This is a genomic window from Dechloromonas sp. ARDL1 (assembly GCF_051122455.1).
Classification (GTDB): Bacteria; Pseudomonadota; Gammaproteobacteria; order Burkholderiales; family Rhodocyclaceae; genus Azonexus.
The window spans coordinates 2287926-2313923 of sequence record NZ_CP168939.1 but is presented as its reverse complement, the minus strand read 5'-3'; the positions used below and the strand labels follow the sequence as shown (position 1 = coordinate 2313923).

Below are 25998 nucleotides of genomic sequence, written 5' to 3'. Positions count from 1 at the left end.
ATGGACCGCCCGCCGGTCGCCAGATTATCCGGTGTCAGCCAGCGCTATGGCGCTGCCGTGGCGCTGGAGGCGGTCGGTATCGCCTTGCCGGCCGGTTGCATGGTCGGCCTGATCGGGCCGGACGGGGTGGGCAAGTCGTCGCTGCTCGCGCTGGTGTCGGGGGCGCGGCAGATTCAGGAGGGTAAGGTGGAGGTGTTGGGGGGCGATATCGCCGACCGCCATTTTCGCGCCTCGGTGCAACCGCGCATTGCCTACATGCCGCAGGGGCTGGGCAAGAACCTGTATCCGACCTTGTCGGTTTTCGAAAATGTCGATTTCTTCGGTCGACTGTTTGGGCAAGGCAAACAGGAGCGTGCCGGGCGCATCGCCGAATTGCTCGCCGCTACTGGCCTGGCGCCCTTCCGTGACCGCCCGGCGGCCAAGCTGTCCGGCGGCATGAAGCAGAAGCTCGGCCTGTGTTGCGCGCTGATCCACGATCCCGACCTGCTGATTCTCGACGAGCCGACGACCGGCGTCGATCCGCTGTCGCGCCGCCAGTTTTGGGAATTGATCGACAGCATTCGCGCCCGTCGGCCGGGCATGAGCGTGCTGGTGGCGACGGCCTACATGGAAGAGGCCGAACGCTTCGACTGGCTGGTGGCGATGGACGATGGCAAGGTGATCGGCAGCGGCTCGCCGGCCGAACTGCGCGCGCAAACCGGGCAGGCGACGCTGGACGGTGCCTTCATCCAGTTGCTGCCGGAAGACAAGCGGCGGGCGCATCGGGAACTGGTCATTCCGCCCTGGGGCGATAGCGGCCCGGGCTGCGCCATCGAGGCGGAAGGGCTGACCCAGCGCTTCGGCGATTTCGTTGCCGTCGACGGCGTCAGCTTCCGCATCGACGAGGGCGAAATCTTCGGCTTCCTCGGCTCGAACGGCTGCGGCAAGACGACGACGATGAAGATGCTGACCGGCCTGCTACCGCCGACTTCGGGCGAGGCCAGGCTGTTTGGTAAAACGGTCGACGCCAAGGATCTGGAAACGCGCAAGCAGGTCGGCTACATGTCGCAATCCTTCTCACTGTATGGCGAACTGACGGTGGCGGCCAACCTCGACCTGCATGCCCGCTTGTTTCACCTGCCGGAGGCTAGGCGTGGGCCGCGCGTTGCCGAACTGATGCAGCGTTTCGGACTAAACGAATACGCCGAGCAGGCCGCCGCCGATTTGCCGCTCGGCATCCGCCAGCGTCTGTCGTTGGCCGTGGCGGTAGTGCATGAGCCCAAGCTGTTGATCCTCGACGAGCCGACCTCCGGTGTCGACCCGGTGGCGCGCGACGAATTCTGGGAGTTGCTGGTCGAACTGTCGCGCCAGAAGGGCGTCACCATCTTCATTTCGACGCATTTTATGAACGAGGCCGAGCGCTGCGACCGCATTTCGCTGATGCATGCCGGCAAGGTGCTGGCCAGCGATACACCGGCGGCTTTGTGTGCGGCGCGTGGCGAAAAAACGCTGGAAGCGGCTTTCATCGGCTATCTGGAGGAGGCCGCGGGGGCCAGCGAGGCGACTGCTGCCGTGCGCGAGGTGAAAACGGCAACAACCGAGGCGCCATCAGTGGGCGAACGGCCGGGCAATGGCAGCGCCTTCAGCCTGCGCCGCCTGTTCGGCTATGCCTACCGCGAAGCGCTGGAGTTGCGCCGCGACATGATCCGTCTCGGCTTTGCGCTGCTCGGTTCGGTCATCATGATGTTCGTGCTCGGCTACGGGATGTCCTTCGATGTCGAGAACCTGCGCTTCGCCGTGCTCGACCACGACCAGAGCCCGGAAAGCCGGGACTACATTTCCAACGTCGCCGGTTCGCGCTACTTCGTGCAACGGCCCAACCTGCTCGACGAAGCCGACCGCGACCGGCGCATGAAGAGCGGCGAAGTGTCGCTGGCCATCGAGATTCCAGCCGACTACGGGCGTGACCTGCGGCGGGGACGAGCACCGGAAATCGGCGTGCTGGTCGACGGCGCCATGCCTTATCGCGGCGAAACCATGCGCGGCTACATCGAAGGCATGCATCGCGAGTACGTGCAGCGCCTGCTGCGCGAACAGGCCGGGCAGGAAGCCGCCCGGCCCTTCGGTATCGCGTCGCGCTATCGTTACAACCAGGATTTCAAGAGCGTCTACGCCATGGTGCCGGCGGTCATCCCGCTGCTCATGCTGCTCATCCCGGCCATCCTGATGGCGCTCGGCGTGGTGCGCGAGAAGGAACTCGGCTCGATCACCAACCTCTACGTGACGCCGGTGACGCGCCTGGAATTCCTGGTCGGCAAGCAACTGCCCTATGTCGCGGTATGCATGGCGAGTTACTGCCTGATGATGCTGGAGGCCGTGCTCGTTTTCGGTGTGCCGGTCAAAGGCAGTTTCCTGGCCATGACGCTGGGGGCGCTGCTGTATGTCACGGCGACCACCGGCCTGGGCCTGCTGATGTCGACCTTCACCAAGACGCAGATCGCCGCGCTGTTCGGCACCGCCATCGCGACCATGCTGCCGACCATCCAGTTCTCCGGCCTGACCACGCCGGTCGAGTCCTTGCAGGGCGCAGGTTATTGGATCGGCCAGTTCTACCCGGCAACCTACTTCATCCTGATCTGCCGTGGCGCGTTCACCAAGGGGCTGGGGTTTGTCGAACTGTGGCCGTCCCTGCTGGCGCTGGCTGCCTTCATTCCGGTGCTGACGCTGGCCAGCGTCGCGCTGTTGAAAAAGCAGGAGCGCTGAGATGGGCCAGTTTTCGCTGAGCAACATCTTCCACCTCGGCCTCAAGGAACTGCGCAGCCTGGCAGCCGACAAGGTGCTGCTCGGCCTGATCGTCTGGGCTTTTTCGGGCGCCATCTACGAGGCGGCGACCGGCGTTTCGCAGGAATTGCACAATGCGCCGGTAGCCATCGTCGACGAGGATGTCTCGCCGCTTTCGGCGCGCCTGGCCGGGGCGCTTTATCCGCCGTATTTCAAGACCCCCGAGTTGATCCGGCTCGATCAGGTCGATGCGGCGATGAACAGCAATAAATACGCCTTCGTGCTGGTCATTCCGGCCAATTTCCAGCGCGATGCGGCTGCCGGGCGACAACCGGAAGTCCAGCTCAACATCGACGCCACGCTGGTCAGCCAGGCCTTCATCGGCGCCAGCTATATCACGCAGATCGTCAGCGGCGAGGTCGGCGAATACCTGACCGGGCGGCGCGATGCGGCGACATCGCCGATCCGTCTGACGACGCGGGCGCGCTTCAACCCGAACCTGACCGGCCTGTGGTTTGGCGGGGTCATGGAGGCGATCAACAACGTCACCATGCTGACCATCATCCTGGTCGGCGCCGCCTTCATCCGCGAACGCGAGCACGGCACCATCGAGCACCTGCTGGTGATGCCGCTGAGGCCTTTCGAGATCATGATGGCCAAGATCTGGGCCAACGGGCTGGCGGTTCTCATCGGCGTGGCGTTCGCGCTCGGCGTGATGGTCCGGCATGTGCTGGCTGTGCCGATCGCCGGCTCCCTGACGCTGTTCCTCGCGGCGGCGGCACTCTACCTGTTCGCGGCGGCGTCGATCGGCATCTTTCTCTGCACCATCGCCCGTTCGATGCCGCAGCTCGGCTTGCTCATCATCATGACCATCATCTCGCTACAACTGCTTTCCGGGGGCGTGACGCCGCAGGAAAGCATGCCGGCCATCATACAGAACATCATGGCGGCCACGCCGACGACGTATTTCGTGCGGCTGGCGCAGGGCGTTCTCTATCGCGGCGCCGGTCTGGTCGAGATCTGGCCGGACATGCTCATGATGGCGGGCGTCGGTGCGGTGTTCTTCGGCATCGCGCTGTTCCGCTTTCGCAAGGCGGTGACCCAGACGCAACTGTGAACGATATCGGAAATTGTTGATGTGCATCATGGGCGCCAGTCGGCAATCGGTCGAATATTGGCCCGGCTTGTTCAACCATGTAGGTATGGGCCAAGTCGACATGTTTTTCCTCAGATATATGTTTGCGGCGACTGCGGTCGCCGCCCTTTTTGGGACTGCCGCGGCAGCCGATACGGCCGAGCGGCAGTTTGTCAGCCTGGCCGAGCTGTCCGGGGAGCGCATGCATGCGCAGGCGGGGAAACGCATCGAGGTCGATGTCGATCTGAGCGGCCCCGAACTGGAGGTCGAGGTCAGCGGCGAGCGGGCCAATTTCCGTTATCGCATGGCCTTCAACCAGATCGCCGAGGGCTGGAGCTGGCAACCGCTGGCCGACCCGCAGGTCGAGGACTACTACCGCTTCAAGTTCCTGCCCTTGCAGTCGGTGCTGGTCGAGCGCGGGGAGTATGCCGGCGAGGACAAGATCGGCACGGCGCAGCAAATGGCGGTGCGCTGGCGCTACGACTATTTCCTGGCCTTCGACAATCTCTACGATTTCTATCCGCGCAAGGTGGACGACGATGCCGGTTTCGTCGCCGAGGTGCCGTCCAGCCTGGTCGGACACGTCGGCCTGCGCGCCCGGGCAACGCTGGTCGAGCCGGTGATCAGCGAAAGCACGACCTTCTGGAAAGCCATCTATAGCCGGCCCGTCGATTTCACGCTGAAGAAACGGTATCTGGTCGGCCATCTCGACGAAGTGGATTTTGTCGATACCGACAGTGGCCAAATCCTGTGCCGGATTCTGCCCGGTCAGGGGCGTTGTTCCGCCCGCTGAGCACGGCGGGCGCACCCCGCCCGGCGTGGCGGGTGCGCCGCTGTTCTAGCGATAGACGAGAACCGGTACCTTGGAGTGCGTCAGCACCTTGTTGGTTTCACTGCCGAGCAGGAAGCCGCTGATCCCCTTGCGCCCGTGGGAGGCCATGAAGATCAGGTCGCAGCCTGATTTCTCGGCGGCTTCGATGATTGCTTCATAAGGCACGTCGCTGGTTGCCGAGGCCGTGCTGCATTCGACACCTTGTTCGGCGCATAGCGCGGCGACTTCGCCGAGGTATTCGTCGGCCTGCTGGTCGGCGAGTTGGGCGAATTTCTCCGGCGTCGTCGGGTCGATCAGGGCGCCTTCGCCGAAGTAGGCGATTGGATATTCCGGTTTGGCGAAAAAGACCGTGATTCGGGCGCCGGCTTCCTTGGCAAACGAAACGGCGCGCTTCGCGGTGGCTCTCGACAGTTCCGATCCGTCGGTCGGGACGAAGATATGCTTAAACATGCTTTACCTCCTGAGTTGGTCTGTGTACAGCCCGTCCGGCAGCCCCGTCCGGTAACCGACTCCGGGTTAGGGGAACGCGTCGGAATGACCGCCAGCGTTGCATTTCGCCTTGTTGAGGATCATGCTACGCCAAGTCGGGAGGATTTCAAACATGCGTCTTGTATTTCTCGGTGCTGCCGGCGAAGTGACCGGCTCCTGCACGCTGGTCGAAACTGGCGATGTCCGCTTTCTGGTCGATTGCGGCATGTTCCAGGGCGGGCCGGAGGCGCGCCGCAAGAACCAGCGCGCCCTCGATTTCGGGTTTGATGTACGCGGGATCGATTTCGTGCTCCTGACCCATGCCCACATCGACCATTCCGGCCTCTTGCCCCGCCTGACCATGCTCGGTTATCGCGGGCCGATCTATGCCACCCGGGCCACCGTCGATCTTTTGGCAGTCTTGCTGCCCGACAGCGCGCACATCCAGGAGAAGGAAGCGGAGTGGCAATTGCGCCACCGGCACCGGCGCGGCAAGGGCGAGCGGGGCATTCCCGCTCCCCTGTATTCTGTCGCCCAGGCGCTGGCCTGTCTGAAGCAATTGCAGCCGGTCGACTACTGGCGGGCAGTCCAGGTGGCCGAACGGGTCAGCGTCGTTTTTCGCGACGCGGGTCACATCCTCGGTTCGGCCTCGCTGGAGGTGACCGTCACCGGCGAAGGCAAGCCGCGGCGTTTGGTGTTCTCAGGCGATCTTGGCATGTCCGGCCGACCGGTATTGCGCGACCCGGAGCCGCCGCCGGCCGAGGCGGACGTGCTGCTGATCGAGTCGACCTATGGCGACCGTCTGCACCGTTCGCTGAGCGAAACGGAGGACGAAATCGTCGCCGCCATCGAACGGACGCGGGCAGCCAAGGGGAACCTGATCATTCCCGCGTTCGCGGTCGGGCGGACGCAGGAGATCATCTACTTGCTGACCGATCTGGTACGCCGCAAACGCTTGTCGCCGCTGAAGATCTACGTCGATTCGCCGATGGCCAATTCGGCGACGCGCATCACCCTGGCGCATCCCGACCTGCTTGACCGGGAAGCGCGTGAACTGCTGGCCTGGCAGCAGGCGCATCCGGACAAGGTGAAAATCGAATTCGTCGCCGACGTCGAGCATTCCAAAGCGCTCAACGACATCCGCAGCGGGGCGGTGATCGTGTCCGCCAGCGGCATGTGCGAAGCGGGGCGCATCAAGTACCACCTGCGCGAAAACCTGCCGCGCAGCGAATGCGCGGTATTGATCGCCGGCTTCCAGGCGGCCGGCTCGTTGGGGCGTCGCCTCGTCGATGGCGCCCGGCTGGTGACTATTTTCGGCGTACAGGTTCCGGTTCGGGCACGCATCTATACCGTCGGCGGGCTGTCGGCGCATGCCGACCAGGCGGCGCTGCTCCAATGGCTCGCCGGATTCCACAAGCCGCCGGGTCGAACCTTCGTCGTGCATGGCGAGGCCGGGGCTTCGGCGAATTTTGCCAAAGCGATCGGCGAGCAACTGATGTGGTCGGCAGTTGACCTTCCGCAATCCGGTGAATCGTACTCGTTGTAAGATAACTGACTATCAGGTCATTAAGAGGTTTCATCATGTCCGGTAATTCAAATGGCAAGCACAACGCAGTTGATATCCGCAGCGAAAGCCCGATGGAAACGCTGGGCAATGCGGTTAGCAAGGCGATCGATCCCTATGGGGTGACCACTTCGATGCTGGCAGCCCAGATGGCCTGGTTGATGCATCCGCAGGAGCTGGCGCGGGCCGCCAATGCCTTGTCGGGCGATCTGCTCGCCCTGCAGTCGCATGTCATGCGCCGGGCGCTGGGCATACCGTCGACGGATGTGATCAAGCCGCATGCCGACGATGCGCGCTTCGCCGATCCGGTGTGGACCGAATCGGCCAGTTGGGACATCGTCAAGGAATGGTATGTCGCCTTCACCCGCCGCCTGGAGGACATGTTCTTCGAAACCCCGGGCCTGTCCGACAAGGAGCGTCGGCGTTCCGCCTTCTGGCTGCGCAATTGGCTGAACATGGTGGCACCGACCAATTTCTTCTGGCTCAACCCGGTGGCCATGCGCCGTTTCGTTGAAACCAACGGCGAAAGCCTGCGCCAGGGCTGGGAGCATTTCCAGCGCGACCTCAAGGCCAAGAACATCCTGATGGTCGAGCCGGACGCCTTCACGGTCGGCGAGGATCTGGCGAATACGCCCGGCAAGGTCATTTTCCGCAACCGCCTGGTCGAACTGATCCACTATGAGCCGACCGCGCCCAAGGTGCGGGCGATGCCCATCGTGATCATCACGCCGTGGATCAACAAGTTCTACATCCTCGATCTGAATGCCAAGAAGAGCATGGTCAAGCACCTGACCGATCAGGGCTTCTCTGTGTTCATCACCAGCTGGAAGAATCCGGGGGCCGACATGGCGGATGTCCGCTTCGACGACTACCTGCTCGAGGGCGTCAACGAGGTGGTGCGGGTTGCGGCCGAATTCTGCAAGCAGCCCCAGGTGCACCTGGTCGGCTACTGCATCGGCGGCACGCTGGTCAGCACCTATATGGCCTGGGCCAACAAGCGTTTCGGCAAGGACAAGGTGCCGGTGGCGCACTGGACGCTGTTTACGACGCTGACCGATTTCGCGCATCCGGGCGATATCGATGTCTTCATCGACGACGCCTGTATCGGTGCGCTTGAGGAATCGATGGCCAGGAAGGGCTACCTCGACGGCAACGAAATGGCCTCGTCTTTCCGCATGTTGCGTTCCAACTCCCTGATCTGGCATTACTGGGAGTCCAGCTACCTGCTCGGCGAGCCGCTGCCGCCGTTCGATGTGCTGTTCTGGAACATGGATACGACGCGCATGCCGCAGGCCATGCATGCTTATTACCTGCGCGAGTTCTACCTGAACAACAACCTGATCAAGCGCGACAAGCTGACGATTGCCGGCGAATCCATCGACCTCGACAACATCGTCCAGCCGCTCTATGCCGTGACGGCGGAAGACGATCACATTGCGCCGTGGAAGCAGTGCTACCGCATCCGCAAGTACATCAACGTCGAGGCGCCGGTGCGCTTCGTGCTCTCCACTTCCGGGCACATCCTCGGCATCGTCAATCCCCCGGCCAAGCCGCCCAAGCGCGCCTACTGGATCGGCGAGCCGGTACGCAACGAACATTGGGAACACTGGTTCGAGCGGGCAGACAAGCGCGAGGGGACGTGGTGGGACGATTGGGTGGGCTGGCTGGGCGAGCGAACCGGCGAGTGGGTCGATCCTTATCCGGCGGCCAATCGCAAGTTCCCGTCGTTGGGCAATGCGCCGGGAAGCTACGTGTTCGAAAAGTAGCGCTTGCCGCTTATTCGGGCTGGTTCTCGCCAGCCCGAATTGGTACATTGCGGGCTGACGAAACCCTCGTGAGGCATTCATGACAACGGCTCTGGTCCCGGCAGCGCACAAGACTCCGCAGGCGGGCGTCGATTTGATGCGCATTGTCCGTATCAATGAAGAAATCAAGTCCGTCGTCAATGTCGCATTCAAGATCAATATCATGGCGCTCAACGCCATTTTCCTTGCCAAGCGGGCGGGAACGGCGGCCCGGGGCTTCGGCGTGCTGTCGAACGAATTGCGGGTGTTCTCGCAGGATTTGCGGGACTGCATGTCGTCGCTGACCGGGCTGGTGCATGCCTGTGTCGACGACGTGTCGCGCATGCTGCAGGACATCCGTCATACCCGGTTGTTGCGCCAGGCGGTGGCCATGTCACCCAAGCCCGAGGTCGCAGCCGTGCTGGCTGCACGCGAAATCGAGAACGAACGGCATGCGCAGAGTCTTGCCAGCCAGCGCCGGCAACTCAAGCGGGCGCTCGAGGATGCCTTCAGGATGGTGGAGTTGGGTGGCGTATTGGCCAAATCGGCAAAGATCGAGGCTGCCTACGGCCAATCGTTCGCCGTGCCGCTGTCACAGGTTTCCGGCGAGTTTGATGGTGTTGTCGAGGAAATACGGGTATCGCTGGAGTCGCTGCGCCATTCGGCTTTTTTTGCCACGAAATAACCCGGGGGGAATGCGTGAAAACAACAAAAACGATTTTTCAGGACGGCGATCACAAATGGATTGCAATCGTGCGCGATCCGGAAAAACCGAACTATCTGATCGACACCAATGAATACCTGGTAACCCACGGCGGGCAGGGACTGTTGCTCGATCCGGGCGGTGCCGAGGTATTTCCCGCTGTTTTTTCTGCGCTCTCCGCCGAGTTCGATCCGTCGGCGCTGGCCGGTATCTTCGCGTCGCACCAGGATCCGGACATCTGTTCATCGCTGGCTCTTTGGCTCGAATTCAACCCCGGCATGCGTTGTCACGTCAGCTGGCTATGGAGCGGCTTCATTCCGCATTTCGGAGGAACCGCGGATACCTTCGTCAGCATTCCCGACGAAGGTTCCGATATTTCCCTGTGCGGCCTGACCCTGCGTGCGGTGCCGGCGCACTACCTGCATTCGTCGGGCAATTTCAACCTTTATGACAAGACCGCCAGAATCCTATTTTCCGGCGACGTCGGCGCCGCGCTGCTGCCGCCTGGCGAAGAGGGCCTGTTCGTAGAGCATTTCGACAAGCATATCCGCCATGCGGAAGGCTTCCACCGCCGCTGGATGGGCTCTAACGAGGCCAAGCGCCGTTGGTGCGAGCGTGTCGCCCAACTGGATATCGACATGCTCTGTCCGCAACATGGGGCGATCTACCAGGGCGATGACGTTCAGCGATTCATCAACTGGTTCGACGAATTGCAGGTCGGGATCGTTAACGGCTGAATCTTTCAGGATTTGACGGTGGTCAAAGAGCATTCCCAGGGCATCCCGCGAGAATGGCTCTGACGGAACCCACAGAGAGAAAAAATACATGACCACCATACGTAGCTTCATGACTGACGATCATCGTCGTTGCGATGATTTTTTCGCCGAGGCCGAGCAGGCCATCGGCAAGAACAATATCGCGGCTGCCCGCGCAGCCTTCGGGCACTTCCAGTCCTCCGTGCTGGCGCATTTCGAATGCGAGGAAAAAACCCTTTTCCCGACGTTCGAAGCCAAGACCGGCATGAGCATGGGGCCGACCCAGGTGATGCGCATGGAGCACCAGCAAATGCGTGCCTTGCTCGACGACGCCCGGAACGCCATCGAGTCGGGCGATACCGACGAATATCTCGGCTTGGCCGAGACCTTGCTGATCATGATGCAGCAGCACAACATGAAGGAAGAGAACATTCTCTACCCGATGTGCGACCAGCATCTTTCCGCCGAACTGCCCGCCGTTCTCGAACGGCTGGAAATGGAGCTGCGCGACGAATGAGCCACCCGAAGACCCCGCATGTCGTGGACGCCCGCTACATGGAACCGCCCGGCCCCTTCGTGGCGACCATGGAAATGCTCGATACCCTGAAGGAGGGCGAGAAGATGTTGCTTCTCCTCTTCCGCGAGCCGCATCCGCTGTACAAGGTGCTGCGCCAGAACGGTCATGACTACGAAACCGAACTGCTGCCCGACGGCACCTTCGAAATCCTGATTTCGCGCTGACCGGGTATCGGCTGCTTTCACGCTGCAACGATGCAAGCCTTGCTGTCTTTTGAAAACGCGCCGCCTTTCGCGGCGCCGTTGCGCTTCTTCCTGACCGCGCCGTTGTTCGCCGTCCTGGCCGGCCTGTTGCTGGCCTGGAACGGCCCGCAGCTCATGGCGTCGCGCTGGATGCCCGGCGCGCTGGCGGCCACCCATCTGGTCACGGTGGGTTTCATGCTGCAGGTCATGTTGGGCGCCCTGATCCAGATTCTGCCGGTCGTCGCCGGCGCCAACCTCCGGCATCCGCTACGCGTGGCCCGCATCGTCCACGTCGGATTGAGCGGTGGGGTTCTGCTGCTAGCTGCCGGTTTTCTGGCCGCTACCCCATGGCCGCTGAGTGCCGCTGCGCTGCTACTGGGAGCTACCCTGCTGTATTTTCTGGCGGTGTGCGTCCAGGCGCTGGCCGGGGTGCCATCGACCAGTCCGACCATACGCGGCCTCAAGCTGGCTCTTGTCGGGTTGGCAGGCACGGTCGGACTCGGCATGTTGTTGGCCTTTGAATTGGCCTACGGCTGGTCGCTTCCGCTTGCAGCGCTGGTCGATCTCCATGCCGGCTGGGGGCTGGGGGGCTGGGCCGGGATATTGCTCGTCGCGATGGCCTACGTCGTCGTACCGATGTTTCAGCTGACCCCGGGCTACCCGGCGCGGCCCAGCTGGTGGTTCCCGGTGGCCATGCTCCTCCTGTTGCTGCTGTGGAGCGGCGGCGTGCTGGGAAGCGTGGAATGGCTGGTGCAGTTGAGCCAGGGGCTGGCGGCGCTTGCCGGTATCGCCTTCTGCGTGCTGACGCTGCGTTTGCAGGGAAAGCGACGCCGGGCGCGGGCCGATGCCACTTACCGCTACTGGCAGCTCGGTCTGACGGCGAGCGCGGCCGCCTTGCTGATGCTGCTGGTTTCAGTGCTCTGGCCGGCGGCCAGCGAACTGGGCGGATGGACGATCGGTTTCGGTATCCTGATCCTTGCCGGCGGTTTCCTGCCTTTCATTACCGGCATGCTCTACAAGATTTCCGCTTTTCTCACCTGGCTGCATCTGCAGAATTTTGGCCAGGCAAAAATACCGGCCCCGGCCATGAACAAGATATTGTCAGATACCGATTGCCAGCGGCAGATGGTTGCCTATACCGTGGTGCTGGCCTTGTTGCTGGCGGCGGTGATCGTACCTGACTGGCTGGCCAGGCCGGCCGGGTTGGCCTTCGCGCTGGCCAACGGCTGGCTGTTCTGGAACCTGGCTGGTGCCGTCCGGCGTTATCGCCGGGCGCAGGCCGAGATGGCGGAAAAACTGGCAGCGCTATGAGCTATCTGGCGATCAAACACTTGCATGTGACCTGTGTCATTCTTAGCGGCCTGGGCTTCTGTCTGCGCGGTATCTGGATGATGCGCGAATCACCGTTGGCCAGTCATCGCCTGGCGCGGGTATTGCCGCATGTGATCGATACGCTGCTTCTGGGCAGCGCGCTGACCCTGGCCTGGATGAGCGGCCAGTACCCCTTCGTCAGCACTTGGCTCACTGCCAAGCTGTTCGGGCTCGTCGCCTACATCCTGCTCGGCACGATGGCGCTCAGGCGCGGCCGGACCCGCGCGCTGCGAACGCGCTATTTCGTCCTTGCGCTGGCCGCCTACGCCTACATCGTCGGCGTTGCGCTGTCGCGCAATCCACTGATCCTGTTTTGAACGGTACCGCCCCGAGCAACAGGGCGGCACATCGCTTACATCCGCCCCAGCTTGCGGTGCAGGGTGTTGCGGCTGATTCCCAATTGGCGGGCGGCCGAGGAGATATTGCCGCCCGCGGCTTCCAGCGCGCGCATCGCCGCCTGTCGACTGATCGCGTCGAGACTGTTCGGACCGTCGGGCGGCGCGGCGGCCCATGGGTCGTGGGCCGTGGGGGCGGCACTCCGGGCAAACGGCGAGGTCTCGAACAATTCCTCGGGGAGGTGGGTTTCAGTGATCAGGGTTTCGTCGTCGTCGAGCAGGGCGATGGCGACCCGGATCACGTTGAACAGCTGGCGGATGTTGCCCGGCCAGGCATAGCCCTCGATGGCCTGGAGCGCACTTTCCGAGAAACGTACCGGCGCGGAACGCGATGCGGTTTCGGCGGCAGCCAGCTTGTTGACCAGGGTGCGGATGTCGGTGCGCTCGCGCAAGGCGGGCAGGGTAACGCTCATGCCGTTGAGGCGGTAGTAAAGATCCTCGCGGAAGGTGCCGCGGGCGACTTCTTCGCGCAGTTTGCGGTGTGTGGCGCAGACCAGTGAAATGTCGACCTGGATCGAACGGGTGCTGCCCAGCGGCGTCACGCAGCGCTCCTGCAGGACACGCAGCAGACGGGCCTGCAGATTGAGCGGCATGTCGCCGATTTCATCGAGGAACAGCGTGCCGCCATGGGCCTGCTGAATCTTGCCTGGCGCGCCTTCCTTGCGGGCCCCGGTAAAGGCGCCACCCTGGTAGCCGAATAGCTCGGATTCGATCAGCGACTCGGGAATGGAGGCACAGTTGAGCGCCACAAAGGGGGCGTCACGGCGCGGTCCGCTGTTGTGGAAGGCCTTGGCGAACATTTCCTTGCCGGCGCCGGATTCGCCCTGGATCAGGATCGGGATGTCGCGGTCGAGCATGCGGTGGGCGCGGTCGATGGCGGCCTGGAAGCGAAGGTCGCCGGTGTTCAGGGTGTCGAGTGTCAGCTTGGGCGTGCAGCCGCTCTCCGGCCGGCGGGCAGGACGCGGTGGCGGCAGCTCGTCATAGACGCGACCTGCCACGCTCTGCGGCGGCAATTGCCCGCGCAGCTGGAGATGGAAGGATTTGCCATTGACGTTGATTTCGCAGGTGGACTGCGGATTGTGACGCAGACGGTCGACGAGGGCGGCGAGGTTGCTTTCGAAGACCATCGAGAAGTCGCGGCGTACCGCGTCGACCTGGCGGATGCCGAGCAGGTCGACTCCATTGCGGTTGATGGCCAGCACCTGGCCATCCGGCGAAACGGCGGCCATGCCCTCCTTGGGACTGCCCAGGTAGTCGGCCCGTCCGTGGAAGCAGACCAGGATGTCGCGGGCATGCGCTGTTTCGAAGACGCGCTTTTCGACAATGGCCGATGACAGCCGGACAAGGCCCAGGGTATGGCGTTGATGGCTGCGGTAGTCGCCGGAAATGTCGAGTACGCCGATCAGTCGGCCATCCGGTCCGAAGATGGGACTGGCGCAACAGGTCAGGAAGCCGTTGTTTTCGAGGAAGTGTTCGCCGCCCAGCACGGCAATCGGCGTCTCTTCGGAGAGCGCTGTCCCGATGGCGTTGGTGCCGCGCAGGTTCTCGTCCCACGAGGCGCCGGCGAGCAGCGCGACGCGGTCGGCGCGGCTGACGAAGTCGGCGTCGCCGACCGTTTCCAGCAGCAGTCCGTTGGAATCCGCCAGGATGACCATGCTGCCCGAGTCGCGGATCTGCTCGAAGACATGTTCCATGATCGAGCGTCCCTGGGTGAGCAGGAGGCGGTTGCGCTCCTGTTCGGTCTTGAGCGCGACGCGATCCATGGCATCCATGGCCGGGGCGTAGTTCGAATCGCCCAGCCCGAAGCGGCGGCAGCGCTCCCAGGAGCGCAGGATCATCGGGTCGACCAGGCCGTCCGGCAGGTCGCCCTGGTCGAAGAATAGTTGCCTTGCCTGCTGCAGACGCTGGTCGTGCGCGTCGGGCAGTCGTTGAATTTGTCCCATCTCTCCTCCGGATGCTCCAGATTTTTTTATTGTGTTGTTGCAAAACGTAACAGCTGCACTTTTTATCAGCAATGCGGCGAGCAATGCGTACCCTCTTTGAGCAAGCGGCGTGCCAGACGTTCATGCGATTACGCATTTTCTCCGAATTTTGTCGACAAGGGCGAACCGTCGGACTTGGCCTGTCGTGAAGCGATGCCTGGCACAGGGTTTGCAGAAGGGGACTTACTACGGCAGTAACCGGACCTCAATCAAGGAGACAATGTGAAACACGCTTCCCATAACCTCTGCGCCCTTGTCGCAGCCTTGTCCATCGGCATTGCAGCCCCCCGTGTGTTTGCCCACGGCGATGTCGTGCCGCAGGCGGTCGATACGACCGGTCTGAAGAGTCTCGGCGCCGATTTCCAGCAAGCCAATCCGTACCGCAAGGACAAGACCGCCATCCGCATCGGCGACTCCGCCTACAACCAGAACTGCGCCCGCTGCCACGGCCTGGGTGCCATTTCCGGCGGCATCGCGCCGGATCTGCGCTACTTGCCGCTCGGCGACGAGGGGGACGAGGTCTTCCTGCCGCGCATCCGCAAGGGCTCGGTTCGTGACGGTCGGGTTTACATGCCGCCGTTCGAAGGCATCCTGTCGCAGGAAGCGATGTGGGCTATCCGTACCTGGCTGGAAACCGTCCATGAAGACTAATCGCCGTCTTTGGCTGAAGGCATGCGCCGTCCTGCCCCTGGCCGCTTGCCTGCCGGCAGTGGCGGATACGCTGGATTCGGTCCGCCAGCGCGGCCGCTTGCGGGTGGCTGTCTATAACGAGTTTCCGCCATACTCGATGGCGGGCGGCAAGGGGATCGACGCCGACATCGCCCGCGCGATTGCTGCCAAGCTGGGGGTGACTGCCGAGATAGTCGGCTACAACGCCGACGAGGACATGAACGACGATCTGCGCAACATGGTCTGGAAGGGGCACTATCTCGGCGCCCAGCCTTCCGACGTGATGATGCACGTGCCGGTCGACGAGTACCTGGCGCGCGCCAACGACAAGGTGCGGATCTTCGGCGCCTACCATCGCGAAACCCTTGCCCTGGCGCGCAATCCGGAGCGCATTCCGAAGCCGCCGTCAGGCTCTGCCGCCGTGGCGCTGGAGGTGTTCACCCGCGAGAAGATCGGCGTCGAGACGACATCCCTGGCCGATTCCTTCCTGCTGTCGGTACTCAACGGCCGCCTGCGCGACAATGTCGTGCACTTCAAGACCGTGGCCGAAGCCGCTCGGGCCATGACCGAGGGCCGAGTTTCCGCCGTCCTCGCCCAGCGTGCCGAGTTGGAGGCGGCGCTGCAGGGGCAGACACGGATGGTCATCGACACGCCGCATCTGCCCGAATTGAAGATGGATGGCTGGCCGCTGGGCATGGCCGTCAAGGTCGAGGACCAGGCGCTGGCCGAAGCCATCGGCACCGCCCTGGCCGAGCTCAAGCGCGATGGCAGCATCGCCGCGATCTTCAAGCGTTACGGCATTTCCCACCAACCGGCCTGAGTCTCCCCATGCGATCTGCTTCCCTTCTTTGCGCGGCCCTGCTGGCCATTTTCGGCGGGCCGGCCATGGCCGGCCCGCTGGCCTATGTGCCCAACGAAAAATCGGCCACGGTCAGCGTCATCGATACCACCACCGACCAGCGCCTGCGCGACATTCCGGTCGGCGAGCGGCCGCGCGGCATCGCCGTCGGCAGCGGGCGGCTCTATCTGACCGACGGCAAGACAGGTAGCCTGCTGATCGTCGATACGGTAGAAGGCAAGCTCCTCAAAACCGTGCGCATCGGCGATTCGCCCGAGGGCGTCAGCCTTTCGCCCGATGGCAGGATGCTGGCGGTGGCTGTCGAGGACGATAACAGCGTTGCCTTGCTGAGCGCGAGCGATGGCCGTCAGTCGGCTCGCATCAAGGTGCAGGGGAAAAACCCGGAACACGCGGTGTTCAGTCCCGACGGTCGCTGGCTCTACGTCAGCGCCGAGGAGGCCGAGCAGGTCGACGTGATCGATGTCGCCGGCCGCAAGCAGGTCGCCAGCATTCCGGTCGGCAAGCGTCCGCGCGGCATCGGTTTCCTGCCGGATGGCAGTCGCGCCTACGTCGCCAGCGAGCTGGCCGGCAAGGTGTACGCCATCGACGTGCAGCAGCGCCGGGTGGTGGCGGAGATCGCGGCTGGGCAATACCCGAACGGTATCGCCATCCATCCCGACGGCAGGCGGGTGTTCGTTTCCAATGGCCGCGATCCCTCGGTGATGGCTATCGACGTCGCCAGCAACACGGTCGTCGCCAGCATCGAGGTCGGCAAGCGGCCGTGGAACATGGCACTGACGCCCGACGGCAGCAAGCTGTATGTCGCCAACGGCCGTTCCGGCACGGTGTCGGTGATCGATACCGCCGACCTGAAGAAGCGCGTCGACATCGAAGTCGGCGAATTGCCCTGGGGAGTGAGCATCCAATGAACGTCCAACGCTATACCCTGCCGGCCATCCTGCTCCACTGGGGGCAGGCGGTCATCGTCGTCTGGCTGCTCTGGCTGGGGTGGACCATGGTCGACCTGCCCAAGGGGGCAGAGCGCAGCGCCGCTTACGGTTTGCACAAGTCGCTCGGCCTGCTGGCCATGGGGTTGGTCATCGTGCGCCTGCTGTGGCGCGCCAGGCACCCAGCCCCGGCTTCGCTGGCTGTCGGCAACGAAGCCCGGCTGGCGATGGCGGTGCACCATTTGCTCTATGTTTTCCTGGTCTGCGCCCCGATCATGGGCTACCTGGCCTCGTCCTTCACGCAATACCCACTCAAATTCTTTGGTCTTGAAGTGCCTAAGCTGGGTTGGCCGGATGAGGGCTTGAATGGAACCTTCAAGTTATTGCACGTGCTGTTCGTGTGGAGCGGGGCAGCCTTGATCGCCTTGCACATTGCCGGCGCGATCAAGCACGCCTTGCTCCGGGATGGCATGGTTGCTCGCATGCTGCCTGAAGTGTTCAGAAAATGAACACCTTGTTCCATGCTGGAGCACTGTTGTGCTCACTAAAGTAATAGCAGCTTCGCCTTGCAATTCTCCGGGGAAAAAGAAAGCCACCTTTGCGGTGGCTTTTTTCCGGATGCCACGGGCGCGAAGTCTGGGCGGAGCGCCTTGGGGCATAGGCAATGCTCGCTTGCCATTCGCGTGTTTGCGCGGGCGGGAAGCACGATGACGATCACTGCTTCGGCATCGAAGCGATTGGGTGGCGGAGGCTTGCGGATGATCTCGGCTGCCGCATAGTCCCGGTATCCGCAGGTCTACCAGGGGCGGGGCGAAGTGCCGCTTGCCGGTCGCCGGGATGATTTCCTCCGGAATCATGCGGTTGATCGATTTGCCATTCTCGGGCTGGATGGACTGCGCAGTTGGCGGCCGAACAAAAAAACGGGCATTGAGCCCGGTTTTCGTGGTTTCACATCCGATGGCTTGCGGCCATTCTGCATGGGAGGGTGCTGTTCTCCCTGGGCGCCCTGAAACCGGGGCGCTGGTCAGCTTGGGCTGGCTTCAGTCAAGCGCAAGAATCCACTGGACGGCAGCCTTGAGATCGTCGTCGCCGATCTTGTCGGCCGGATGCGGGATCATCGGAATTTCGCCCCAGTTGCCCTTGCCGCCTTCGCGAACCTTGGCGAAGAGCATGGCGGGCGCCTTGGCGTCGCCCTTGTATTTGGCCGCTACTTCCTTGTAGGCCGGTCCGACCCGCTTCTGGTCGACGGCGTGACAGGCCACGCAGCGGGCCTTCTTGACGATGGCTTCCGAGGCCTGCGCGGACGGCGTGGCGATCAGGACGGCCGCTGCGGCAAAGCCAAGCAGCAGCGCGTTTTGCAGTTGCTGATTCATGAATGTTTCCTTGAGTTAAACGAGCCCGGCGGCCTGCAGTTCGGCCCATTCTGGGTCCGTGAACAGCCGGGAGCGGGTGTGGAAAGCCTTGCCGGTATTGCCTTCGAGCGAGAAGGCGCCGCCCGAGCCGTCGATCACGTCGATGATCAGTTGCGTGTGCTTCCAGTATTCGTACTGCGAGGCACTGATGTAGAAGGGCACGCCGCCAATGTCGCCCAGGTGGACATCGTAGGGCCCAATGGTCAGGTCGGTGGGCAGGTAGCAGTTGGCGGCGCTGTTGTCGCAACAGCCGCCGGACTGGTGGAACATCAGTTCCGGTCCGTACTGTTGTTTCAGGGTGGCGATGAGTTCCAGCGTGGCCGGGGTGGCGATGACGCGGTCAACCATGTTCTTCTCCCAAAAACGAAGCCGAAAAAGGGGGGGCGGTCGCCCGCCCCGTAAAATTGCCCGCAAAACAAAGGGCGAGTGGAGGAGATGCCTCTGAGGCGCCGCCCAGTCGCCGCCAAGCCCCGGGATAAGGGCGTGGTAGCCGGGCGGCGCCGAATTGCTTGCTTAGAAGAAGCCCAGCTTGTTCTCGGAGTAGGAGACGAGCAGGTTCTTGGTTTGCTGGTAGTGGTCGAGCATGACCTTGTGGGTCTCGCGGCCGATACCGGACTCCTTGTAGCCGCCGAAGGCAGCGTGCGCCGGGTAGGCGTGGTAGCAGTTGGTCCATACGCGGCCGGCCTGGATGGCGCGGCCCATGCGGTAGGCAACGTTGCCGTTGCGGCTCCACACGCCGGCACCGAGGCCGTAGATGGTGTCGTTGGCGATGGCCAGGGCTTCGGCTTCATCCTTGAAGGTGGTCACGGCGAGCACCGGCCCGAAGATTTCCTCCTGGAAGATGCGCATCTTGTTGTGGCCCTTGAACAGGGTCGGCTGGATGTAGAAGCCGCCTTCGATGTCGCCGCCGAGGTGGGCGCGGTCGCCGCCGATCAGGCATTCGGCCCCTTCATCCTTGCCGAGTTGCAGGTAGGACTGGATCTTGGTCATCTGCTCCTGCGAGGCCTGGGCACCCATCATGGTGTCGGTATCGAGCGGAGAGCCCTGCTTGATCGCGGCGACACGCTTGAGGCAGCGTTCCATGAACTTGTCGTAGATCGATTCCTGGATCAGCGCGCGGCTCGGGCAGGTACACACTTCGCCCTGGTTGAAGGCGAACAGCACCAGGCCTTCGATGGCCTTGTCGAGGAAGGCATCATCCTTGTCCATGACGTCGGCGAAGAAGATGTTCGGCGACTTGCCGCCGAGTTCCAGGGTGGCCGGGATCAGGTTGTTGGCGGCGGCCTGGGCGATGACGCGGCCGGTGGAGGTCGAGCCGGTGAAGGCGATCTTGGCGATGCGCTTGCTGGTGGCGAGCGGCATGCCGGCTTCGCGGCCGAAACCGTTGACGACGTTGAGTACGCCGGCCGGCAGCAGGTCGGCGATCAGTTCCATCATGATCAGGATGGAGACAGGGGTCGATTCGGCCGGCTTGAGCACGACGCAGTTGCCGGCGCCGATGGCGGGAGCCAGCTTCCAGGCGGCCATCAGGATCGGGAAATTCCACGGGATGATCTGGCCGACGACGCCCAGCGGCTCGTGGATGTGATAGGCCATGGTGTTCTCGTCGATTTCCGAGATGCCGCCTTCCTGCGAGCGCAGGCAGCCGGCGAAGTAGCGGAAGTGGTCGACGGCGAGCGGGATGTCGGCGTTCAGGGTTTCGCGGATCGGCTTGCCGTTATCGACGGTTTCGGCGTAGGCCAGCAATTCCAGGTTGGCCTCGATGCGGTCGGCGATCTTGAGCAGGATGTTGGAACGGGTCGTCGCGTCGGTCTTGCCCCACTTCGGGAAGGCCGCGTGGGCGGCGTCCAGCGCCAGCTCGATATCCTCGGCGGAGGAGCGGGCAACCTTGGTGTAGGGCTTGCCGTTGACCGGGGTGACCACGTCGAAGTACTGGCCCTTGACCGGGGCGACCCACTTACCGCCGATGAAGTTCTCGTAACGATCCTTGTAGGCGATCTTGGCGCCGGCGGTACCGGGGGCTGCATAAATCATGGTTGTCTCCTGTTTTCTGGAATGAAATTGCGAACGGGTTACTCAAAGTCGGCAGATGGGCTATGGAGCGTTCGATCTGCCGTGACTCGTGCCAAAGGAAGCGCACGCCGCATGCCAGTTGGGCAGGGTTCCCGGTGGTGTAATTAAAAATGAATAAAAACATGCGGTTACGGTTGTTCTTGGAGGGGGTGAATTGCGGCGGAATGTTCTGTTGGTGTTGATTTCCGGAGCAATTGCTCACTAATGAAGCAAAGCGATCCCGCGTGTGCGATGCACATTGTTCAGCGGGGGCTGTTGCTGGATTTCTCCATCGGAATGAGCCTGCGGAGCGTATGGTTGATGAATATTATTTTTTTGGATTTTGTCGATTTAATGTTGATTTGCCAGCTATGGAATGAGACGATGATGGCAGGCCTTTCTCGGTCGAGGATCAACATTTAAGGGCGTATTCGATGAATGTTTGCGCTGTCGGGCGTCGCATCTTCCATCGCGGCGGATTGAAGCTTCGCTTGTGGGTATTGGCACTACTGCCCTTGGCCGCACTACCGGTGTTGGCCGTCATTCTGGTCTTGACTGGCAATGTCGTTGCCGAGCGGCTTATGCAGGGTAAGGTCGAATCGGATTTGGCCGTCACCCATGATCATCTGCTGCATGTTCAAAGCGAGGTGCTGTCGTCGGTGAATTCGCTGGCGAATACGGCACGGATTCTCGAGTTGGCGATGCATTCCGAGCCACATGTTTCACTGAATGATGTTTTGGCTTCGCGCCGCCAGAATCTCGGGTTCGATTTTGTCGCGGTCCTGGATGAGTCAGGCAAGATCATTGGCGCAGGTGATGGCGTCAGGTCCGGGGAAGACTATCTTGACACCCCTCTTGTTCGAGCCGTCCTGAGTGGGGGACAGGGCATGTCGGGGCTCGAGGTTGTCTCGGGAGATACCTTGAGGCGCTTGGCGCGCGGTCTTGACGACCAGGCAAGGTTGCCGCTGGTCGACACGCCCTTGGCGGCACCGAGCAGCGCAAATTTGGAGTCGCGTGGCTTGTTGATCCTGAGCGCAGCTCCCATGCCCGAGCGTGCGGGACGGGGGCGATTGTTCGTGGTTGGAGGTGTGTTGTTGAACCGGAATTATGGCTTTGTCGACTACCTGGCGAAGATCGGTTCAGAGGGACAACTGCGCAGTATGGGGGGAGGCGAAACCGTGACGCTCTTTCTGGGTGACGTGCGTATTGCGACGACTGTCAGGGGGGGGATGGAGAGCGCGCCGTGGGGAGCCGGGTTTCTCAGGTCGTCAAGGAACAGGTGCTTGACCGCGGACAGGCGTGGGTGAGCCGTGCCTTTGTGGTTAACCATTGGGCGATGACGGCTTACGATCCGATCACTGATTTCTCCGGAAATCGTGTCGGCATGCTGTATGTGGGCATTCCGGAGGCACCGTTCGATGCGCTACGCTGGAAGGTCTTGACGGCGATAATGGTTTTTCTGGGCGTGATTTCGCTGCTCGCCACATTGGGAAGCTGGCGTTTGGCGCGGGGAATTCTCGAACCGCTTACCCGCTTGGAGTCTGCCATGCGCGCCGTCAGCACTGGCAGCTTGAGTGTCAGGGTTGGTTCCATGCCGGGCGACAACGAGCTGGTGCGCCTCGGTACCTTGTTTGATCAATTACTGGAGACTATCGGGCAGCAGACCGCTGACCTGCGGCGCTGGGGGGATGATCTCGATGACAAGGTTGCTCAGCGTACCCGTGATTTAGCCTTGGCCAATGAGCAGCTGGCCATCGCACGCCAGGTCGCCGAAGCGGCGAATGCCACGAAGAGCGATTTTCTGGCCAACATGAGCCATGAAATACGCACGCCGCTGAACGCCATTACCGGCATGGTGCACCTGTTGCGCAGGGAGTCCCTGCCCGAGACTGCACGGAACAGGCTGAACGCTGTCGAGACGGCTAGCCAGCATCTGCTCGAAATCATCAGCGCGATTCTCGACCTGTCGAAAATCGAAGCCGGGAAGCTGGCTCTGGAAGTCGTGGCATTCGACCTGAACGAGCTTGTTGGAAACATCATGAGCATTTTTTCCGCTCAGGCGAAAGCCAAGCATCTGGAACTCGTTTCGGATGTCGTGCTCGATCATTCACGCGTAATGGGCGACCCGACGCGGATCAAGCAGATCGTGATGAATTTTGTCTCCAATGCAATCAAATTCACGGATCAGGGCGGGGTTACTCTGTCTGTGCGCGCGCTGACGGATGACGAGCAGGCGGTTACCATCCGCATCGAGGTTCGGGATAGCGGGATGGGCATCGCGCCGGCAGCCTTGGCGCGGCTGTTCGCGTCGTTCGAGCAGGCCGACAACTCGACCACCCGCAAGTATGGTGGAACCGGTCTCGGGCTGGCCATTTCCCGGAAGCTCGCAGAGTTGATGGGAGGGCAGGTCGGTGTTGACAGCGTACCCGGCGAGGGAAGCACTTTCTGGTTTGTCGTTTCTCTCCCCAAGTCGTTCGGTAATGTCGCCGAGGAAGCGCAATCCGATGTCCGGCTGGTGCGTCAAACCCTGAGAACGGCTTGTGCCGGAGCGCGTATTCTGCTGGTCGATGACGAAGCCATCAACCGTGAGATATCGCTGGAACTGTTAAGCGATTTGAATCTGGAGGTCGATACGGCGGCCGATGGGGAAGAAGCCGTCGCACTTGCCATCGGCAATCGTTACGACCTGATCCTGATGGACATGCAGATGCCGCGCATGGATGGATTGGAGGCGACGCGCCAGATTCGGCGGAGTTTGGCCGACGGCTGTCCGCCCATTCTGGCGATGACGGCCAACGCCTTCCTGGAGGACAAGTCGCGCTGCCTGGAGGCCGGGATGAGCGACTTCATCAGCAAGCCGGTCGATCCCGAGCTTCTTTTCAAGGTTCTGTTGAGGTGGCTTTCGGATGAGAGGATGAAGGCCGGGGGTGCGGTGCAGGATCGCGTGCCGAACTGATCGGGAACCTTGCCGTTCGTGCCTGGCCGATTCTGCCCTTAAACACGATCTATCGGGATACGGCCGGTAGCAGCCGGCTTCACCTCGCCTCGAGCAGGTGATTGACGTAGCGAAGCACTTCTGCGGCATCGAGAATGGACATGTGATCCTCGTTGAAGCCGCGGATGCTGGTAGCTTGGCTCTGGGCTTCGGGCCGCAACTGACTGGTCAGCGAGATGGTGCCATCGCTGCTTGCGCTGCCGACCATCGCGTTGTTGCGATATCCGAAGAGCAAGTGGTGTGCTACCCCGGCCGGTGGCGGTTCGGTCAACAGCGTTCGCAAAAAGCCGCTGCCGGGCACCATGCTGCGCCAGACCGGAATGACGGCCGGTGCGTAGACTACGCCGCTGCGTGCCGCCTCATGTCCGCCGAACGGCGAGGAAATTGAGACGAAGGATCGCAGGTAGCGACAGGTGTCCGTTCTGGCGCAGGTCTTGATATAGCCTCGGCTGACCAGCCCGCCCATGCTGTGGGCGACGATGTGCAGGTCGTTGAACCCATGGCGATGATGGAGTTCGCTCAACAGGCCGAAGAGGGCGTCCCCCATCGCGGCGAGCTCGATTCCCGAAGGGTAGTAGAACACCCAGGGCTGAAATCGCTTGCGATCCAGGCTACCTGCGAGCATGGCGAAGTTGCGGGGCGAGCCATTGATGCCATGCACGAACAGGACCGGTATTTTCCCGGGATCGTATTCATCGAGGAAATACACGCCGGCGTAGCCTTCCTTCATGAAACGCCAGGGCTGCCAAAGGCCTGTTTCCGCGATGTCTTCGTCGAAGCGGGGATCGCTGAGGTGAGTCGGGCTGCCGAGCTGGACATCGATGCTCCCGGAGTTGGCTCCGCGCAGATCGAACAGATTGCCGAAGGCGGGCAATGGCTGGTTGGCTCGGGGTGTCAGTGTCAGTTTCAGGTTGTCGACCTGGGCGCCGGCGCCAAAGCTTTCCGGCAAGTGCAGCCAGGCGTGCGGTTCGTTGTCCTGAAACTGAAAGTCGTTGTTGAGATCGTTGAAGGCGAAGAGGTAACGCGAGACACCCGGGATGACCAGCGAAAAGCCACCGGCCCGCTCATAGACGCGATAGGTATGGACATGCGTTGAATCGGGTTTCTCGAGCGCTACCAGAACGATAGGGCAGTCCGGACACGATGCGGACCGGGTCTCGCCCGCGATGCGTCCGAGTTGCGCGCGGGATTCTTGCAAATCCTGACGCAAAGCCGAGAAGTTCGTGCAACCTGCCATGCCGAAAAGTAGCAGTAGAGCCCAGTGCCGAATCACCGTTTTCATCTCCCTTGAAAGTGGGTTTTCCGATTCGTGGCATGTTGCAAGAATACAGCGCAGCCGTTCGAATCCGTTGTGCTGCAAGAGAAAAATACGAGAGACATTGTCGATGGCATGGTATTTTTCTATCCAGCTTGCTGATCAACGCCCGTTGGAGTCAACGACCATGTCTCGACCGCTCAAGGCACATGCATTCACCGGTTCGCTCATTGTTGCTTCGCTGCTCGGCCTAGCCGCTTGCAAGGAAGAAGCCAAGCCAGCAGCCCCCCCGCTTGCCGAGGTGGTTGTCGAAACGGTGGTCGGCCAGACCACGCCGCTGACTGTCGATCTGGTCGCCGAAATCAGGGCGTATCGTGAAGTCGATCTCTACCCCCGTGTCTCGGGGCAGATCGTCAAGCAGAATTTCAAGCCGGGCCAGAAAGTCCGCGAGGGCGAGCTGTTGTTCAGCATCGACCCGCGCGCCTACGACGAAGCGATCATCGATGCCCAGGCCAAGCTGGCCGAAGCCGAGGCCGTCCTCGCCCGCGCCCGTCAGGACGTGACGCGCTACAAGCCCCTGCTCCCGGACAATGCCATCCCGCGCCAGACCTACGATCAGGCGGTCGCTTCCGAGCAGCAGAACGCCGCCGTTGTCCAGGCACGCCGGGCGGCCCTTGAAAAAGTCAGGCTCGACCGCTCCTATGCCGATGTCCGCTCGCCGATTGCCGGCCAGATCGGCCTGCAGAAAGTCGAGGTCGGCGGCCTGGCCAGCGCCGGGCAGACAGTCCTCGCCACGGTGTCCACCCTCGATCCGGTGGTCGCCTACTTCAGCATTCCGGAAGTCGATTACATTGCATTCGCCCGGCGTCACCTTTCCGTCAAGAAGGAAGGGAAATCCCCCATCGAGCTGCTGCTTGCCGATGGCAGCATCTATGCCCAAAGCGGCACGCTGGATTTTGCCGACCGCGCCCTCGATGCGGCAACCGGCACCCTGACCCTGCGTGCCGTCTTCCCCAATCCCGAGGGCTTGTTGCGGCCGGGCATGAACACGCGGGTGCGCATCGTGTATGAAGTGGCGCAGAACGCCTTGCTGATACCGCAGAAGGCTGTCACCGAGTTGTTGGGCAAGCAGTTCGCCAGCGTTGTCGGCGCCGGCGACAAGGTCGAGCAGCGGCCGATCAAGACCGGGGCGCGCATTGGAGAAAAATGGCTGGTCGAGGATGGCCTCAAGGCGGGCGAACGCATCGTCGTCGACGGGTTACAGAAGGCCAAGCCGGGCGCCGTCGTCAAACCGCTTGCCGCAACCAAGCCGTAAGGGGGCG

The 25998-nt window shown here is 62.3% G+C and carries 24 protein-coding genes; 18 read left to right on the top strand and 6 right to left on the bottom strand.

Going from position 1 to position 25998, the window contains the following annotated elements; translation table 11 throughout:
• From rbbA to AB6Q56_RS11355, 3 genes are read left to right on the top strand one after another with little or no spacing between them, the layout of a single operon-like run.
• Positions 1–2742 (top strand): ribosome-associated ATPase/putative transporter RbbA, encoded by a 2742-nt coding sequence (rbbA, locus tag AB6Q56_RS11365; protein ID WP_434513295.1) that lies wholly within the window; start codon positions 1–3, stop codon positions 2740–2742.
• A 1-nt stretch (position 2743) separates the two neighbouring features.
• Positions 2744–3877, top strand: coding sequence for an ABC transporter permease (locus tag AB6Q56_RS11360; RefSeq protein WP_434513294.1), 1134 nt, complete (start codon positions 2744–2746; stop codon positions 3875–3877).
• A 19-nt stretch (positions 3878–3896) separates the two neighbouring features.
• Positions 3897–4688, top strand: coding sequence for a hypothetical protein (locus tag AB6Q56_RS11355; RefSeq protein ID WP_434513293.1), 792 nt, complete (start codon positions 3897–3899; stop codon positions 4686–4688).
• A 45-nt stretch (positions 4689–4733) separates the two neighbouring features.
• Here the strand turns inward: AB6Q56_RS11355 and AB6Q56_RS11350 are convergent, their stop codons facing one another.
• A complete protein-coding gene (locus AB6Q56_RS11350) occupies positions 4734–5177 on the bottom strand; it encodes a universal stress protein (RefSeq protein WP_434513292.1) in 444 nt (147 codons plus the stop codon).
• 151 nt (positions 5178–5328) lie between these two features.
• Here AB6Q56_RS11350 and AB6Q56_RS11345 point away from each other — a divergent pair, with 151 nt between their 5' ends.
• The 8 genes from AB6Q56_RS11345 to AB6Q56_RS11310 all read left to right on the top strand — a co-directional run bounded on the left by AB6Q56_RS11345 (position 5329) and on the right by AB6Q56_RS11310 (position 12448).
• A complete protein-coding gene (locus AB6Q56_RS11345; protein ID WP_434513291.1) occupies positions 5329–6741 on the top strand; it encodes an MBL fold metallo-hydrolase RNA specificity domain-containing protein in 1413 nt (470 codons plus the stop codon).
• Positions 6742–6776: 35 nt separating this feature from the next.
• The gene (locus AB6Q56_RS11340; RefSeq protein WP_434513290.1) at positions 6777–8525 is read left to right on the top strand and encodes a PHA/PHB synthase family protein; all 1749 of its coding nucleotides are present in this window, start codon (positions 6777–6779) and stop codon (positions 8523–8525) included.
• A 79-nt stretch (positions 8526–8604) separates the two neighbouring features.
• The gene (locus tag AB6Q56_RS11335; protein ID WP_434513289.1) at positions 8605–9228 is read left to right on the top strand and encodes a methyl-accepting chemotaxis protein; all 624 of its coding nucleotides are present in this window, start codon (positions 8605–8607) and stop codon (positions 9226–9228) included.
• 14 nt (positions 9229–9242) lie between these two features.
• Positions 9243–9983: an MBL fold metallo-hydrolase gene (locus AB6Q56_RS11330; RefSeq protein ID WP_434513288.1), complete on the top strand. Its 741-nt coding sequence runs from the start codon at positions 9243–9245 to the stop codon at positions 9981–9983.
• Between the two features lie 88 nt (positions 9984–10071).
• Positions 10072–10518, top strand: coding sequence for a hemerythrin domain-containing protein (locus AB6Q56_RS11325; protein WP_434513287.1), 447 nt, complete (start codon positions 10072–10074; stop codon positions 10516–10518).
• Entirely contained in the window at positions 10515–10742 is a 228-nt protein-coding gene (locus AB6Q56_RS11320; protein WP_434513286.1) for a DUF2249 domain-containing protein, read from the top strand. The genes AB6Q56_RS11325 and AB6Q56_RS11320 overlap by 4 nt, the downstream gene beginning before the upstream one ends.
• 30 nt (positions 10743–10772) lie before the next feature.
• On the top strand, positions 10773–12071 hold the full coding sequence (locus AB6Q56_RS11315) for a hypothetical protein (protein ID WP_434513285.1): 1299 nt from the start codon (positions 10773–10775) through the stop codon (positions 12069–12071).
• Entirely contained in the window at positions 12068–12448 is a 381-nt protein-coding gene (locus AB6Q56_RS11310) for a SirB2 family protein (protein WP_434513284.1), read from the top strand. The genes AB6Q56_RS11315 and AB6Q56_RS11310 overlap by 4 nt, the downstream gene beginning before the upstream one ends.
• A gap of 35 nt (positions 12449–12483) precedes the next feature.
• On the opposite strand, the gene AB6Q56_RS11305 is transcribed toward AB6Q56_RS11310, so the two are convergent.
• The gene (locus AB6Q56_RS11305) at positions 12484–14469 is read right to left on the bottom strand and encodes a sigma-54-dependent Fis family transcriptional regulator (protein ID WP_434513283.1); all 1986 of its coding nucleotides are present in this window, start codon (positions 14467–14469) and stop codon (positions 12484–12486) included.
• A 261-nt stretch (positions 14470–14730) separates the two neighbouring features.
• Here AB6Q56_RS11305 and pedF point away from each other — a divergent pair, with 261 nt between their 5' ends.
• The 4 genes from pedF to AB6Q56_RS11285 are packed head-to-tail and all read left to right on the top strand — an operon-like array spanning position 14731 to position 17471.
• Complete coding sequence (gene pedF, locus AB6Q56_RS11300; RefSeq protein ID WP_434513282.1) at positions 14731–15159, top strand: cytochrome c-550 PedF; 429 nt, start codon at positions 14731–14733, stop codon at positions 15157–15159.
• Entirely contained in the window at positions 15149–15997 is an 849-nt protein-coding gene (locus AB6Q56_RS11295) for a substrate-binding periplasmic protein (RefSeq protein ID WP_434513281.1), read from the top strand. The genes pedF and AB6Q56_RS11295 overlap by 11 nt, the downstream gene beginning before the upstream one ends.
• 8 nt (positions 15998–16005) lie before the next feature.
• Positions 16006–16944: a beta-propeller fold lactonase family protein gene (locus tag AB6Q56_RS11290; protein WP_434513280.1), complete on the top strand. Its 939-nt coding sequence runs from the start codon at positions 16006–16008 to the stop codon at positions 16942–16944.
• Positions 16941–17471 carry a cytochrome b gene (locus tag AB6Q56_RS11285; protein WP_434513279.1) on the top strand — a complete coding sequence of 177 codons (531 nt, stop codon included), beginning with the start codon at positions 16941–16943 and terminating at the stop codon, positions 17469–17471. The genes AB6Q56_RS11290 and AB6Q56_RS11285 overlap by 4 nt, the downstream gene beginning before the upstream one ends.
• Before the next feature lie 531 nt (positions 17472–18002).
• Here AB6Q56_RS11285 and AB6Q56_RS11280 read toward each other — a convergent pair.
• From AB6Q56_RS11280 to exaC, 3 genes are all read right to left on the bottom strand, one after another.
• Complete coding sequence (locus AB6Q56_RS11280) at positions 18003–18335, bottom strand: c-type cytochrome (protein ID WP_434513278.1); 333 nt, start codon at positions 18333–18335, stop codon at positions 18003–18005.
• A 15-nt stretch (positions 18336–18350) separates the two neighbouring features.
• Entirely contained in the window at positions 18351–18722 is a 372-nt protein-coding gene (locus AB6Q56_RS11275; protein ID WP_434513277.1) for a DUF779 domain-containing protein, read from the bottom strand.
• 165 nt (positions 18723–18887) lie between these two features.
• Positions 18888–20408 carry an acetaldehyde dehydrogenase ExaC gene (gene exaC, locus AB6Q56_RS11270; RefSeq protein ID WP_434513276.1) on the bottom strand — a complete coding sequence of 507 codons (1521 nt, stop codon included), beginning with the start codon at positions 20406–20408 and terminating at the stop codon, positions 18888–18890.
• 452 nt (positions 20409–20860) lie between these two features.
• Between exaC and AB6Q56_RS11265 the strand changes: the two genes are divergently transcribed.
• Both AB6Q56_RS11265 and AB6Q56_RS11260 read left to right on the top strand, forming a co-directional pair.
• A complete protein-coding gene (locus AB6Q56_RS11265) occupies positions 20861–21733 on the top strand; it encodes a hypothetical protein (RefSeq protein WP_434513275.1) in 873 nt (290 codons plus the stop codon).
• Positions 21670–23382 (top strand): ATP-binding protein, encoded by a 1713-nt coding sequence (locus AB6Q56_RS11260; RefSeq protein WP_434513274.1) that lies wholly within the window; start codon positions 21670–21672, stop codon positions 23380–23382. The genes AB6Q56_RS11265 and AB6Q56_RS11260 overlap by 64 nt, the downstream gene beginning before the upstream one ends.
• A 79-nt stretch (positions 23383–23461) precedes the next feature.
• Here the strand turns inward: AB6Q56_RS11260 and AB6Q56_RS11255 are convergent, their stop codons facing one another.
• Entirely contained in the window at positions 23462–24619 is a 1158-nt protein-coding gene (locus AB6Q56_RS11255) for a lipase family alpha/beta hydrolase (RefSeq protein WP_434513273.1), read from the bottom strand.
• Positions 24620–24863: 244 nt separating this feature from the next.
• On the opposite strand from AB6Q56_RS11255, the gene AB6Q56_RS11250 reads away from it, so the two are divergent.
• The gene (locus AB6Q56_RS11250) at positions 24864–25991 is read left to right on the top strand and encodes an efflux RND transporter periplasmic adaptor subunit (protein WP_434513272.1); all 1128 of its coding nucleotides are present in this window, start codon (positions 24864–24866) and stop codon (positions 25989–25991) included.
• The last annotated feature ends 7 nt before the right edge of the window (positions 25992–25998 follow it).